The organism is Kluyvera intermedia (assembly GCF_021440345.1).
GTDB classification, from domain to species: domain Bacteria; phylum Pseudomonadota; class Gammaproteobacteria; order Enterobacterales; family Enterobacteriaceae; genus Kluyvera; species Kluyvera intermedia_A.
In genome coordinates, this window is record NZ_JAKCNS010000005.1 from 41,310 (window position 1) to 54,807 (window position 13,498).

General features: G+C 55.5%; 13 protein-coding genes. 10 read left to right on the plus strand and 3 right to left on the minus strand.

Going from position 1 to position 13,498, the window contains the following annotated elements; genetic code table 11:
• Positions 1–158: 158 nt before the first annotated feature.
• Positions 159–866: an autotransporter domain-containing protein gene (locus LZ634_RS00985; RefSeq protein ID WP_234501884.1), complete on the minus strand. Its 708-nt coding sequence runs from the start codon at positions 864–866 to the stop codon at positions 159–161.
• 154 nt (positions 867–1,020) lie between these two features.
• On the opposite strand from LZ634_RS00985, the gene tag reads away from it, so the two are divergent.
• Both tag and LZ634_RS00995 read left to right on the plus strand, forming a co-directional pair.
• Positions 1,021–1,602, plus strand: a complete 582-nt coding sequence (tag, locus tag LZ634_RS00990; RefSeq protein ID WP_234501885.1) for a DNA-3-methyladenine glycosylase I — start codon at positions 1,021–1,023, stop codon at positions 1,600–1,602.
• Positions 1,580–2,011 carry an N-acetyltransferase gene (locus LZ634_RS00995; protein WP_234501886.1) on the plus strand — a complete coding sequence of 144 codons (432 nt, stop codon included), beginning with the start codon at positions 1,580–1,582 and terminating at the stop codon, positions 2,009–2,011. Before tag ends, LZ634_RS00995 begins: the two co-directional genes overlap by 23 nt.
• Here LZ634_RS00995 and LZ634_RS01000 read toward each other — a convergent pair.
• A complete protein-coding gene (locus LZ634_RS01000) occupies positions 1,989–4,268 on the minus strand; it encodes a molybdopterin guanine dinucleotide-containing S/N-oxide reductase (protein ID WP_414467719.1) in 2,280 nt (759 codons plus the stop codon). The two genes, LZ634_RS00995 and LZ634_RS01000, sit on opposite strands and share 23 nt — an antisense overlap.
• A gap of 220 nt (positions 4,269–4,488) precedes the next feature.
• Here LZ634_RS01000 and LZ634_RS01005 point away from each other — a divergent pair, with 220 nt between their 5' ends.
• The 6 genes from LZ634_RS01005 (at position 4,489) to ghrB (ending at position 10,403) form a co-directional block, all read left to right on the plus strand.
• Entirely contained in the window at positions 4,489–5,148 is a 660-nt protein-coding gene (locus LZ634_RS01005) for an OmpA family lipoprotein (protein ID WP_234501887.1), read from the plus strand.
• Positions 5,149–5,246: 98 nt separating this feature from the next.
• Positions 5,247–6,263: a LacI family DNA-binding transcriptional regulator gene (locus LZ634_RS01010; RefSeq protein ID WP_052282954.1), complete on the plus strand. Its 1,017-nt coding sequence runs from the start codon at positions 5,247–5,249 to the stop codon at positions 6,261–6,263.
• Positions 6,264–6,363: 100 nt separating this feature from the next.
• Positions 6,364–7,113, plus strand: a complete 750-nt coding sequence (locus LZ634_RS01015) for a sugar phosphate isomerase/epimerase family protein (RefSeq protein WP_234501888.1) — start codon at positions 6,364–6,366, stop codon at positions 7,111–7,113.
• Positions 7,114–7,115: 2 nt separating this feature from the next.
• Positions 7,116–8,054, plus strand: a complete 939-nt coding sequence (locus LZ634_RS01020) for a sugar kinase (RefSeq protein ID WP_234501889.1) — start codon at positions 7,116–7,118, stop codon at positions 8,052–8,054.
• Positions 8,055–8,125: 71 nt separating this feature from the next.
• Positions 8,126–9,406 carry an MFS transporter gene (locus tag LZ634_RS01025; protein WP_234501890.1) on the plus strand — a complete coding sequence of 427 codons (1,281 nt, stop codon included), beginning with the start codon at positions 8,126–8,128 and terminating at the stop codon, positions 9,404–9,406.
• Positions 9,407–9,428: 22 nt separating this feature from the next.
• Positions 9,429–10,403 (plus strand): glyoxylate/hydroxypyruvate reductase GhrB, encoded by a 975-nt coding sequence (gene ghrB / locus LZ634_RS01030; RefSeq protein WP_234501891.1) that lies wholly within the window; start codon positions 9,429–9,431, stop codon positions 10,401–10,403.
• Positions 10,404–10,441: 38 nt separating this feature from the next.
• On the opposite strand, the gene LZ634_RS01035 is transcribed toward ghrB, so the two are convergent.
• On the minus strand, positions 10,442–11,152 hold the full coding sequence (locus LZ634_RS01035; protein ID WP_234501892.1) for a DUF3053 domain-containing protein: 711 nt from the start codon (positions 11,150–11,152) through the stop codon (positions 10,442–10,444).
• Positions 11,153–11,571: 419 nt separating this feature from the next.
• On the opposite strand from LZ634_RS01035, the gene LZ634_RS01040 reads away from it, so the two are divergent.
• Together LZ634_RS01040 and cspA are read left to right on the plus strand one after the other, a co-directional pair.
• Complete coding sequence (locus tag LZ634_RS01040; RefSeq protein WP_234501893.1) at positions 11,572–12,945, plus strand: MFS transporter; 1,374 nt, start codon at positions 11,572–11,574, stop codon at positions 12,943–12,945.
• A gap of 340 nt (positions 12,946–13,285) precedes the next feature.
• Positions 13,286–13,498 (plus strand): RNA chaperone/antiterminator CspA, encoded by a 213-nt coding sequence (cspA, locus tag LZ634_RS01045; protein ID WP_061284519.1) that lies wholly within the window; start codon positions 13,286–13,288, stop codon positions 13,496–13,498.

Genomic DNA, 13,498 nt, shown 5'->3' on the forward strand with positions numbered 1-13,498 from the left:
TCGTAGATTAACTGCTGCCAACAATAACGAAGTTAGCATTTTTGCAGGTTGAAAAAGGCATGAAGTGCATTCAGGACGGAATGAAATGCATCAGCGGCGGAATGAATGACATTGAAAAAATGACCTGCCGCTGATGTTGGTGAGACAAACTAATACTTTCAGAAGCGCGCGCTGACGCCCATGGTATAGAAATAGTTAACGCCGGTAGGCATATTGTCCGCCTGCGACAGTGCCGCGTAGGCCGCCAGATGTGAATTCAGTAACATATCTGCGCCAACGGTAACATCAACCCAGCTACCATCCTGCAGCGCGGTAGGCGTGCGATTAAACCCAGACTGCGCCTTCCACTGATTATCACCAAACTGCTGGTTATAGCTCACCTGCGCCCACGGCCGTATGCCAAGCCAGGTGTGCGAATCTACCCGCCAGCCAAGCGTGCTGACGCTGGCATGCCACAATGGGTCGGTTAGCGACGTCGTGGCAATCGTATCGCCAGATTCATTCCACATAAAACCCGGCGAACCATCATAACGCCATTGCGCCACCGGCCCGGTTGTCACGCTGCTGGTCAGCGGAAAATTCCAGCCAACGCTCATGGTTTTGGTCGCATCCAGCGGCATATTGTCCGGTGAATTGAGGTTCACTCCGGCACCAGCCTGCACGGCTTTAATACGCTCCGCCAGAATGTCATCGTAGCGCGGTTGGTGATCGCTATCCCATGTATAGCGCTCGGCAGTATTACTTTGTGAGTCAGACACGATATATTCCTGTTGCCAGGCATTCGCATGTGGGGAAAATAACATCCACACGAAAACCGATGCCGGCGTAACATATCGCCAGGGGCCATTGCATTTCTTATTATTCATCAAGTGACTCCAGAGAAGAGCCAGATTCGGCAGTTATTGTTATGTTTTAAGGGATAGTTCCCTATATTAACTATTACCTCTTTATTATCGGCGTCAAGAGAAGTGCAGGGTTTTATTATCGTGCGTGAGCCATTGGCAAAAAAGGGAGAATCACATGCAGCGTTGCGGTTGGGTCAGTCAGGATCCGCTTTACATCGAGTATCACGATACCGAGTGGGGAGTTGCCCAAAGAGATAAGCAAAAACTGTTTGAAATGATCTGTCTCGAGGGCCAACAGGCCGGGCTGTCATGGATAACCGTGCTGAAAAAGCGCGAAAACTACCGTCAGGCCTTCCATCACTTTGACCCGGTTAAAGTGGCGGCAATGACCGAAGAAGACGTGGAACGTTTAGTGCTGGACGCCGGGATCATTCGCCACCGGGGAAAAATTCAGGCCATCATCGGCAACGCACGCGCGTTTCTGGCTATGGAGGCCAACGGCGAGCCGTTCAATACCTTCGTATGGTCATTTGTCGATAACACCCCCATCATCACCCAGGCCGCGACGCTTGCTGAAATTGCGACCTCAACGCCCGCATCAGATGCATTATCTAAAGCCCTGAAAAAACGCGGCTTCAAGTTCGTCGGCACCACAATTTGTTATTCCTTCATGCAGGCCTGCGGTCTGGTCAGCGACCACGTCACGGGCTGCTTCTGCCATCCTGGAGTTCAGCATGATCAGAAAATGGAACACTAGTCAGTTCGATTCTTTACTCGAGCTGTGGCTGGAAAGCACGACTTACGCACACCCGTTTATCGCCGAACAGTACTGGCAAGAGAGTCTGCCGATTGTGCGCGACACCTATCTCCCTGCCGCCGACACCTGGGTGTGGGAGGAAGAGCAGCAGGTGCGAGGGTTTGTCAGCGTCATTCAGGGGCGCTTTGTTGGCGCGCTGTTTGTCGCACCGGAGTTTCTCCATCTCGGCATCGGTACGGCGCTGCTGGATGTCGTTAAGCAGCACTTTAGCGACCTCAGCCTTGAGGTGTACCAGAAGAACTGCCGGGCGGTAAATTTCTACCACGCGCAGGGTTTTCGTATTGAAGACAGCGCGTGGCAGGACGAGACCCGGCATCCTACCTGGATTATGCGTTGGCAGGCGGATTAAACGCCGTTAGCGTAAGCTCAGGGCCGTCATATTTTTCGACCCAGGCCAGCGCCGTGTTACCCGCGCAGCCGTTCCCCAGCCGCGAGCTGGGGATATCTTTGGTGAGCACGTTTACCGCCCCATTTTTGCAAATCCCCCCCGCTTGAGGATCTAAATCTGGCCATGCGCCTTCATGCAGGCACATGACGCCAGGTTTAATGTCTTCACTGACCACCGCTCCGGCCAGCACCTGCCCACGGTGATTCCATAACCGTACGACATCCCCATCGTTGATTTGCCGTGCCTGCGCATCCTGAGGATGCAGCGTCAGCGGCTCGCGCCCGGCCACCGCGTATTGCTCGCGCAATGAGGTGTGGTTGAGCTGGCTGTGCAGGCGGTGCGCCGGATGCGCCGACAATAGCTGAAGCTGCCCCGGCTGCGCATTGCCGTACCACTCATCCGGCTCCAGCCACATCGGATGCGGCGGGCAGTCCGGATACTGGAAGCTGGCAATGCGCTCAGAGTAAATCTCAATTTTGCCGCTCGGCGTTTTTAGCGGGTTCGCCTGCGGGTCGGCACGAAACGCGCCGAAACGTACAAACGCCGCGTTTTGTTCGCTTTCAGGCATTTCAATCAGTTCGTTGGCCTGCCAGAACTGTGCAAACGGCGGCAGCGTCACCTGCTGGCTGGCACCGCGCTCAGCGGCGATGTTGTAGAACGTTTCCAGCCACTGCAGCTCGCTTTTTCCTTCGGTATAACGCGCTCGCCCGCCAGGCTGCCAAAGCTCACTCAGGTCAGCAAACACCTGCCAATCGTCACGCGCTTCGTCCTGCGGCATCACCACCCGTTTCATCGGCACCAGATGCTGGTTGCTATAATCGCCGGTCATGGTCAGATCGTTACGTTCAAATGAGGTGGTGGCGGGCAGGACAATATCCGCATGCCGCGCCGCCGCCGTCCAGTTACATTCCGAGATCACCACCAGCTCCGGCTTTTGCCAGGCGCGAATCAAACGGTTGGTGTCCTGATGATGGGTAAAGTTGGCGCCGCCGGCCCACCAGACAAAGCGAATATCCGGGAAGTGGCGATCCAAACCATTGTGCTGATACGGCGCACCGGGGTTTTCCAGCGCTTCGACAATCCGCGCCACCGGGATTTTATCTACCGCATCAACGCCGCCCTGTACCGTGCCCTGCATTGAGGCCAGTACCGCCGCGCGGCGCGTCGGGTTGCCGCCGTTCGCGAAATGATAAGAAAGACCAAAACCGCCGCCTGGGGTGCCTATTTGGCCCAGCATGGCGGCCAGCGTCACCAGCATCCAATGTTTTTGCTCGCCAAACTGCTGGCGCTGCATGCCCCAGCCGGACATCAACATGGTGGTGTTATGACGGAAAATGTCTGCCAGTTCGCGTATTTTGTCTGCACTGACGCCGCAGATAGCCGCCGCCCATTCGGCAGTTTTAGCTTCACCATCGTTTTTGCCTAGCAGATAATCGGCAAACGTCGGGAATCCGGTGGTATAGCGCGATAAAAAGTCCGCATCGTGCCATTCATTAACCAACAGCGTATGGGCGATACCCAGCATCATCGCCACGTCGGTACCCATATGCGGCGCAATCCACTCCATCGATTTACCGAAAAAGGCGACGGTTTCCGACAGCATGGGATCAATGCAGATCAGCCGCTTGCCGCTTTGGCGCAGCTGCTCAAAATAGGGCAGCCCCTGCTCATCGGAAGCGTTCCACGAAATCTTAAGCGTATTCAGCGGATTGGCGCTCCACAGCACCACCACGTCCGAATGCTCCAGTATCATCGGCCAGCTGGTTTGCTGTTGATACACCTCATTCCCGCCCACCACGTGGGGCATGATTGCCTGCGCCGCGCCGGTCGAGTAATCCCCAAGATGGCCGGTATAACCGCCGGCGAGACTCATATAGCGCTGAAGTAGCGTCGCCGCTTTGTGTAACACGCCGTTGGAACGCCAGCCGTAGGAACCCGCGAAAATCGACGACGGGCCATAGCTATCGCGAATACGTCGGTGCTGGCGGTCAATAAGCGCCAGCGCATCGTCCCAGCTTACCCGCACAAACTCATCCTGCCCGCGAATACCCTGCGGGCTGTCCGGTGACGCCAGAAAACCTTTACGCACCATTGGGTAACGCACGCGCGTTTTGCTGTGCACCTGGTCGCGCACCACGCTTTGCAGCGAGTTGGTAAACGTGGTTTTAAGCGCGCCGCGCGAGGAAAGAACCTGCTCGCCGTCGGTCTCAACCCACATTGGCCCCCAATGGGCGGCGGTGAGGATGGTTTGTGTTGTCGCTGAATTTGCCAAGGCGTGCTCCTGGATAGCTGATGCAGGTGTTACGGCGAGCTTTTCATCATCGCTCGAAATTATTTACAAAAAGTTAAAAGCCGAGGGGAATTTTCCCCGCTTTTGCACGTCATAATCAACCGCCACACCTGCCGTGGCAAAGAATAAAAAGGATTAAGGACATAAGATGAAAAAACGCATTTTCATGATTGCGGCTCTGGTGAGCGGCGCAATGGCGGTTTCTGGCTGTACCACTAACCCGTATACCGGTGAACGCGAAGCAGGTAAAGCGGGGATCGGTGCAGGACTTGGTTCTCTGGTTGGTGCCGGCATTGGCGCACTGTCATCGTCAAAACATGACCGAGGCAAAGGCGCGCTGATTGGCGCCGCAGCGGGTGCCGCCGTCGGCGGCGGCGTGGGTTATTACATGGACGCGCAGGAAGCAAAACTGCGGCAGAAAATGCAGGGTACCGGCGTGAGCGTCACCCGTAACGGCGACAACATCGTGCTCAACATGCCAAACAACGTCACCTTCGACAGCTCATCTTCCACGCTGAAACCAGCGGGTGCCAATACGCTGGTTGGTGTCGCGATGGTCCTGAAAGAGTACGAGAAAACCGCAGTTAACGTGATTGGCTATACCGATAGCACCGGCAGCCAGCAGCTGAACATGAAGCTGTCACAGCAGCGTGCTGATTCCGTAGGCAGCTCGCTCATTACCCAGGGTGTCGCCGCTGCGCGCGTGCGCACGACCGGTATGGGCCCGGCAAACCCGATTGCCAGCAACAGCACCGAAGAAGGCAAAGCGCAGAACCGCCGCGTCGAGATTACACTCAGCCCGATGTAATCTTTTTATTGCCGGGTGGCGCAATACCTCCCGGCAAAACACTTGCTTAGCCAGATTTTCGCGTTAAGGTGTTCTCACTTTCAGGCGAGAGAACTTCCATGGCAAAATCAGCACGCCCCACCATCAGCGATGTGGCAAAAGCCGCGAAAACCGGCAAAACCAGCATTTCGCGCTATCTCAATGGCGAAAAACATCTGCTCTCCGATGCGCTGCTCGCCCGCATTGAAACCGCCATTGCTGAACTCGACTATCGCCCAAGTCTGATGGCCCGCAACCTTAAACGCGGCCGCACCCGCCTGATTGGCCTTATCATCGCCGATATTACCAACCCCTATTCCGTCAACGTGTTGAGCGGTATCGAAGCCGCCTGCCGTGAGAAAGGCTTCACCCCGCTGGTGTGTAACACCAACAACGAGGTGAACCAGGAGCTGCATTACCTCGATCTGCTGCGTAGCTATCAGGTGGAAGGCATTGTGGTAAATGCCGTGGGGATGCGTGAAGAGGGCCTGCAACGCCTGCAACAATCCGCGCTACCGATGGTGCTTATCGACCGAAAAATCCCGGATTTCTCCTGCGATGTTGTGGGGCTGGATAACACTCAGGCCGCGACAACCGCCACCGAACACCTTATCGAACAGGGCTTTGAAGCGCTGCTGTTTATCAGTGAACCGCTGGGTACCGTCAATACCCGTCGCGAGCGCCTCAGCGCCTTTCGTGCCACCCTCGCCCGCTATCCCGGCGTGGTGGCTGAAAACGCCGAAGTGCCGCTGGCAGAAAACACTCAGCTTGATAACACCCTGCGCCAGTTTCACCAGCAGCACCGCGGCATGCGCAAGGCGGTCATTTCCGCTAACGGCGCATTAACGCTACAGGTTGCCCGCTCACTCAAGCGTATTGGCCTCAACTGGGGCAGCGATATTGGCCTGCTCGGCTTCGATGAGCTGGAGTGGGCAGAGCTGGCAGGCGTGGGCATCACCACCCTGAAGCAGCCGACCTGGCAGATTGGCTACGCCGCCGTCGAGCAGGTCGTGCGCCGCATCGAAGGGGTTTCCGAATCCATCCATGAGCAGGTCTTTTCCGGGGAGCTGATCGTCCGCGGATCAACGGCGCGTTAACATTCCTTCGTGATGGTGATCATAAATTCAACACCCTGAGATTTTCTTTGGAACCGATTCCATTTAGCGTATTAGAAAGAACGCTGGATTTGGAGTCCCTATGCAAAGAAAAATCATGGTGGTCACTGCCGCTTATGGCTATGACCCGGTACGTGCCGCAGGCGGGCAAATCGCTATGCTGCCGGTTATTGCGGATGCGGGGGCTGACGGCGTCGAAATTCGCCGTGAAATGTTCACCCCGGCCGAACAACAGGCGCTTCCCCAACTCGCAGCGGCGATAGCCTCAACGGGCCTGCTGGCCTGCTACTCAGCGCCCGAGCCGTTGTTTATGTCCGATGGCACCCTCAACCCCCAACTCCCGGCGCTGCTTCAGGAAGCCAAAACGCTCAACGCGCTGTGGTTGAAGGTTTCGCTTGGCCACTTTGCCAACGCACTTCAGTTCACGACGCTGCGCGACTGGCTCGACAGCAGCGGGATGAAACTGGTCGTCGAGAACGATCAGACAGTCTGTGGGCGATTGCCGCCGATGCAGCGCTTTAACGCCGCTTGCCACACGCAGAAGCTGCCCGTGCAGCTGACCTTCGATATGGGCAACTGGCTGTGGGTCGGCGATACGCCTGAAGTCGCCGCCGAGCAGCTCGCCCCGTCCGTGGGCTATATCCACGTCAAAGCCGCCGTGGCGCACCGCGACAGCTATCGCGCAGTGCCGCCGGATGAAGCGGATCCTCGCTGGCTACAGCTGCTGAATCAATTGCCTATCGACGTACCGTGCGGTATCGAGTTCCCGCTGGAAGGGGACGACCTGACCCAGGTGACCCGTCGCTACGTCGAACTGTTACGCAAGGAGTAGACATGAAAAATTCTTTGGATGTCATCACTATAGGCGAAGCGATGGCGATGTTTGTCGCAACGCAGACCGGCGATCTGGACGAGGTTGAACAGTTCATTAAGCGAGTCGCGGGTGCTGAGCTTAACGTCGCTACCGGGCTGGCGCGTCTGGGCCTGAAAGTGGGCTGGGTCAGCCGCGTCGGCAACGACAGTTTTGGCCGTTTCGTTCTGAACTCACTGAAAAAAGAGGGCATTGATAGCCGTGGCGTTACCGTCGATGGCCAGTTCGTAACGGGCTTTCAGCTCAAATCTAAAGTCGAAAATGGAACCGATCCCATTGTGGAGTATTTCCGTAAAGGCTCGGCTGCCAGCCACCTCAGCGTAGACGATTACCACGACGCGTACTTTGCTAGCGCCCGTCACCTCCACCTAAGCGGCGTAGCGGCAGCACTCTCCGCCAGCTCTTATGAATTACTGGCACACACCGCCAGTACGATGAAAGCCGAGGGCAAAACGATCTCTTTTGATCCAAACCTGCGACCGGTGCTGTGGAAGAGCGAAGCGGAGATGGTTGAAAAACTCAATGCGCTGGCATTCCAGGCCGACTGGGTTCTGCCGGGATTAAAAGAAGGGATGATTTTAACCGGCCAGCACACCCCACAAGGGATTGCCGATTTCTATCTGCAGCGCGGCGTCAAAGCGGTGGTGCTGAAAACCGGGGCCGACGGTGCCTGGTATAAAACCGCCGACGGCGAGCAGGGCAGCGTGGCACCGGTAAAAGTGGACAACGTAGTTGATACCGTTGGGGCTGGCGATGGCTTTGCGGTAGGCGTTATCAGCGCCCTGCTGGAAGGCCGCACGCTGCATCAGGCCGTGACCCGCGGGAACAAAATTGGCGCACTGGCTATCCAGGTTCAGGGCGACAGCGAAGGATTACCCACACGTGAAGCGTTAGGTGAATAGCATCACGTTACGATAACCGCCTCCCTGTACCCTACATGCAGCGGCGGCAAAGCGATAATAGAGGCAGGCCTATGAACAGCTCAACAAACGCAGCAAAACGTTGGTGGTACATCATGCCCATCGTGTTTATCACGTACAGCCTGGCGTATCTTGACCGCGCGAACTTCAGTTTCGCCTCCGCAGCCGGTATTAACGAAGATTTAGGTATCACCAAAGGGATCTCCTCCCTGCTTGGCGCTCTTTTCTTCCTCGGCTATTTCTTCTTCCAAATTCCCGGGGCGATTTACGCCGAGCGCCGCAGCGTGCGCAAGCTGATTTTCGTTTGCCTGATTTTATGGGGTGGCTGCGCCTCGCTCACCGGGATCGTCAGCAACATTCCAGCGCTCGCGGCCATCCGCTTTATCCTCGGCGTGGTCGAGGCTGCGGTAATGCCGGCGATGCTCATCTATATCAGCAACTGGTTTACGAAATCGGAACGTTCGCGTGCCAACACCTTCCTGATCCTCGGTAACCCGGTGACGGTGCTGTGGATGTCGGTGGTTTCCGGCTACCTGATTCAGGCGCTCGGCTGGCGTGAAATGTTCATCCTCGAAGGTTTCCCGGCGGTTATCTGGGCATTCTGTTGGTGGGTGCTGGTAAAAGACAAACCGTCGCAGGTGGGCTGGCTGAGCGAGTCTGAAAAAGCGGCATTGCAGGCGCAGCTTGAGCGCGAGCAGCAGGGGATCAAAGCGGTGCGTAACTATGGAGAGGCCTTCCGCTCGCGCAACGTGATTCTGCTGTGCATGCAGTATTTTACCTGGAGTATTGGGGTTTACGGCTTCGTTCTGTGGCTGCCATCGATCATTCGTAGCGGCGGCGCAAACTTAGGCATGGTAGAAGTCGGCTGGCTCTCTTCCGTACCTTATCTGGCGGCCACGGTGGCGATGATTGTAGTGTCGTGGGCCTCCGATAAACTGCAAAACCGTAAACTGTTCGTCTGGCCGCTTCTGCTGATTGCCGCCTTTGCCTTTATCGGTTCCTGGGCCGTCGGCGCCAACAACTTCTGGCTCTCTTATACCCTGCTGGTGATCGCCGGTGCTGCCATGTATGCCCCGTATGGGCCATTCTTCGCCATCATTCCTGAAATGCTGCCGCGCAACGTTGCCGGGGGCGCGATGGCATTAATTAACAGTATGGGTGCGCTGGGTTCATTCCTCGGATCGTGGTTTGTCGGCTACCTCAACGGCACCACCGGCAGCCCGTCCGCATCGTACATATTTATGGGGGTAGCGCTTTTTGTCTCAGTATGGCTAACTCTGATTGTTAAGCCTGCTAATCATCAACAGCTACCGGTTGGCGCACGCCACGCTTAAATTTTAACTTACGGAGATTCGCATGAAGCCGTCCATTATTCTCTATAAAGCGTTACCTGACGATTTACTGCATCGCCTGGAAGAGCATTTTACCGTGACCCAGGTGGCTAACCTGCGTCCGGATACCGTCGCGCAACATCAGCAGGCTTTTGCCGAGGCTGAAGGCCTGCTGGGCTCCAGCGAAGCCGTCAATACCGCCCTACTGGAGAAGATGCCTAAGCTGCGTGCGACCTCAACGATCTCCGTGGGTTACGATAACTTTGACGTGGACGCGCTGAATGCGCGCCGCGTATTGCTGATGCACACGCCAACCGTCCTGACCGAGACCGTCGCCGATACGCTGATGACGCTGGTGTTAAGCTCCGCCCGCCGCGTAGTGGAAGTGGCCGAGCGGGTGAAAGCCGGTGAATGGACGAAGGGCATTGGTCCGGATTGGTTTGGTGTGGATGTGCACCACAAAACGCTGGGTATCGTCGGCATGGGGCGTATTGGCATGGCGCTGGCGCAACGCGCCCATTTCGGCTTCAACATGCCGATTCTGTACAACGCCCGCCGCCAACATCCGCAGGCGGAAGAACGCTTTAATGCCCGCTACTGCGATTTAAATACCCTGCTGGAAGAGGCCGATTTTGTCTGCCTGATCCTGCCGCTAACCGAAGAGACGCATCACCTGTTTGGTGCCGAGCAGTTTGCCCGCATGAAGTCCTCAGCCATTTTCATCAACGCCGGTCGTGGCCCAGTAGTGGACGAAAATGCGTTGATCGCTGCGCTGCAAAATGGCGAAATTCATGCCGCTGGCCTTGATGTATTCGAGAAGGAACCGCTGCCGGTTGATTCACCGCTGCTGAAATTGCCCAACGTGGTGGCGCTGCCGCATATCGGTTCCGCGACTCACGAGACGCGCTATAACATGGCGGCCTGCGCGGTGGATAACCTGATTGATGCATTGCAGGGGAAAGTAGAGAAGAACTGCGTGAACCCGCAGGTCGCGGGTTAAAACGAAAAAGCCCGGCGGACGCCGGGCTTTCTGAATGCTTATTTAGTGGCGTTCACTGCCGCAGTCCAGGCCTGACTAAATGCCTGATGCTGCGATGCCAGCGGCCCAATCAGCGTATTGTACTGACTTGCCTGCTGTGACGTTGGGAACTGAATACCGTTAGCCACAAAACTCACCTGAGTGCCTTGCTGAGCGACAAAATCGCCCACCTGCACCAGCTGCTGAGTGAAGATCTGGGCAGCAGGAATCAGCGGCTGCAGCGCGTCGGACGGCGCAGTAACCACTTTGCTATACACCTGGTCAAACACCGGCTTCAGATCGTCGGCCTGTTTCAGCGCGGAATGTGCGGCATCAGCCTGCATTTTCGCATTCTGCAGCTGCTGGCTCAGGACGTTCAGCGAACCATTGGCCTGACGCAGCGGCTCGCGCTGAGTCATATAATCCTGTGGGACGCGAATCGCGTTAACGCTATCAACAACCGGGCGTAAACCCGCGTCCATCGCCTGGCTCACCTGCTGTGAATAGCCATAAATGACGGCATAGTCGGAAACAAACGGCCCGAACTGTTTTTTCTGGTCAGCTGTCAGCGTCGGCAGACGTTCACCACCACGCATCACCGTATTCTGTAGGAAATCGACGAATGCTTTACGTTGATCGCCTTCCTTATCAAAACACCCACTCAGGCTAACAACCATCAATAACGCCGCAATAGGCGCAAACCAGCGAGAGCAGGACTTTCCTGTCGCCATTTTCTTACTCCTTCAGCCAAAAAAAGCGCAAACCGGCACACGCGTGCCTAACGGTGACAAGGATAGTCCAGAGCCGCGTCGCAAGATACCTTTTTCACACCTTCCCAACGGGTTCCGCTGAAATGTTAACAAGGTGTTGCATTCATCACATTTATTGCAATGAACTCCATTCACCAGAAAACATTTAATTTGCTGATATATATCATATTTTAATTAAATCACGGCGGTCATTACTGGCAGGAGAACGATAATCGCACACTTCCGTTTGGCAATGCATTGTGGGATGCGCGGGTAAGTGATTTTATTTAGTGAACGATTAACGACATTACGTTCGATAATCGCCCAAACATCTCGATACCCGCGAGAGAGATAAGAGATATCAATCCGGCTCTCTCACATCGCTTAGCAGGAATTGCCGCATGACAACACAAACAACCACGGATATTCAGGCTTTTATCAACCGCCATCCCTTCTCAAAGTACCAGTGGATGATTCTGGTGCTGTGCTTCGTCACCGTCGCCATGGACGGATTTGATACCGCCATTATCGGTTTTATCGCCTCTGACCTCGTTCAAGAGTGGGGCGTACAGAAATCCGATCTCGGCCCAGTCATGAGCGCCGCTCTGGTGGGTCTGGCATTCGGTGCGCTGACCGCCGGACCGATGGCCGACCGAATTGGACGTAAGAAGGTGCTGGTCCTGTCGATTCTGGTATTTGGCGGTTTCAGCCTGATCACCGCCTTCGCCACATCGTTAACGCAGTTGACCATCCTGCGCTTCTTAACCGGTCTCGGGCTGGGCGCAGCAATGCCAAACGCTGCCACGCTGATGAGCGAGTACGCGCCGGAACGTCGCCGCGCGTTGCTGGTCAATTTGATGTTCGTCGGTTTCCCCATTGGTTCTTCCATGGGCGGATTTATCTCTGCCTGGATGATCCCGCATTACGGCTGGCAGAGCGTGCTGGTTCTCGGCGGCGTGATGCCGCTGGTACTGGCCGTCGCGCTGATTTTCTTGTTGCCAGAGTCTGCCCGTTATCTGGCGGCGAAGAACAAATCCCAACGCGAGATCGCGGGCGTGCTGCGCCGTATCGCACCGCTGCCTGACAACACGCAATTCGTATTGCAGGAGGCGGGACAGGTCAAAGATAAGTCCGCGCTTGGCGTCATCTTCTCGCCGCGCTATCTGGTGGGCACCATCATGCTGTGCCTGACCTACTTTATGGGCTTGCTGATTTTCTATCTGCTGACCAGCTGGCTGCCGCTGCTGATCCGTGAAACCGGCGCAACCTTAAGCCAGGCTTCGGTTATCACTGCCCTCTTCCCGCTGGGCGGCGGTATTGGCGTTCTGGTACTCGGCGCACTGATGGATAAAATCAATCCCAATAAAGTGGTCGCGGTGGGCTATTTACTCACCGGCGTCTTCGTCTGTCTGGTCGGTTTCGCCACGGACAACCTGGTGCTGATGGGGGTTATGGTCTTTATCGCCGGTACCATTATGAACGGCGCGCAGTCGTCAATGCCGGCGCTAGCTGCAGGCTTTTATCCAACGCAAGGCCGTGCAACTGGCGTCGCCTGGATGCTGGGGTTGGGACGTTTTGGCGGGATCCTGGGGGCGTTCAGCGGCGCATTCCTGATGCAGGCTGAACTGTCCTTTAAGACCATTTTCGCCCTACTGGCGATCCCTGCGGTGCTGTCTGCTATCGCACTGATGGTGAAATACGCGGCCAGCAAACGCCTGCCGAATCACGCAGACAAAGCCCCGACCTCTCTGCCGGAATCTGTGCAAAAAGTATAAAATTCGCCCCGGCAGTGTCGCTGCCGGGGCGAAATGACATTTTTTTACACTTCGCAGAAAACAAATTATTTTATTACAAATCAATTAATTAAACTAAAAACACCACCCATAAAACGAAGCGGCATCAGAAAGTTTATACGGATAACGTTTGCTTTCCAGATAAGAAGTATGCGTTAATGCATGCACGGTTTGACGTACAGACCACAAAGCAGTGAGTAAAGCAGTTCCCTTCAAGGTTATCCATTGGTACCCCTCGTAGCGACATTTTCTTTACGCTTTTAAATTCTGTAAAGCATGCCATAATGCCGTAAGGCTCACTTAATATTTAAAGGTAATTTCTATGTCCGGTAAAATGACTGGTATCGTAAAATGGTTCAACGCTGATAAAGGTTTCGGCTTCATCACTCCTGATGACGGTTCTAAAGATGTATTCGTACACTTCTCCGCTATCATGAACGATGGCTACAAATCTCTGGACGAAGGTCAGAAAGTTTCCTTCACCATCGAGAACGGCGCTAAAGGCCCAGCAGCTGGCAACGTAACTTCCCTGTAA

What these genes read in the sequence shown, in the direction of transcription:
- LZ634_RS00985 (WP_234501884.1), bottom strand. Translation starts at nt 866, where the DNA reads ATGAATAATAAGAAATGCAATGGCCCCTGGCGATATGTTACGCCGGCA.
- tag (WP_234501885.1), top strand. Translation starts at nt 1,021, where the DNA reads ATGCAGCGTTGCGGTTGGGTCAGTCAGGATCCGCTTTACATCGAGTAT.
- LZ634_RS00995 (WP_234501886.1), top strand. Translation starts at nt 1,580, where the DNA reads ATGATCAGAAAATGGAACACTAGTCAGTTCGATTCTTTACTCGAGCTG.
- LZ634_RS01000 (WP_414467719.1), bottom strand. Translation starts at nt 4,268, where the DNA reads ATGTGGGTTGAGACCGACGGCGAGCAGGTTCTTTCCTCGCGCGGCGCG.
- LZ634_RS01005 (WP_234501887.1), top strand. Translation starts at nt 4,489, where the DNA reads ATGAAAAAACGCATTTTCATGATTGCGGCTCTGGTGAGCGGCGCAATG.
- LZ634_RS01010 (WP_052282954.1), top strand. Translation starts at nt 5,247, where the DNA reads ATGGCAAAATCAGCACGCCCCACCATCAGCGATGTGGCAAAAGCCGCG.
- LZ634_RS01015 (WP_234501888.1), top strand. Translation starts at nt 6,364, where the DNA reads ATGCAAAGAAAAATCATGGTGGTCACTGCCGCTTATGGCTATGACCCG.
- LZ634_RS01020 (WP_234501889.1), top strand. Translation starts at nt 7,116, where the DNA reads ATGAAAAATTCTTTGGATGTCATCACTATAGGCGAAGCGATGGCGATG.
- LZ634_RS01025 (WP_234501890.1), top strand. Translation starts at nt 8,126, where the DNA reads ATGAACAGCTCAACAAACGCAGCAAAACGTTGGTGGTACATCATGCCC.
- ghrB (WP_234501891.1), top strand. Translation starts at nt 9,429, where the DNA reads ATGAAGCCGTCCATTATTCTCTATAAAGCGTTACCTGACGATTTACTG.
- LZ634_RS01035 (WP_234501892.1), bottom strand. Translation starts at nt 11,152, where the DNA reads ATGGCGACAGGAAAGTCCTGCTCTCGCTGGTTTGCGCCTATTGCGGCG.
- LZ634_RS01040 (WP_234501893.1), top strand. Translation starts at nt 11,572, where the DNA reads ATGACAACACAAACAACCACGGATATTCAGGCTTTTATCAACCGCCAT.
- cspA (WP_061284519.1), top strand. Translation starts at nt 13,286, where the DNA reads ATGTCCGGTAAAATGACTGGTATCGTAAAATGGTTCAACGCTGATAAA.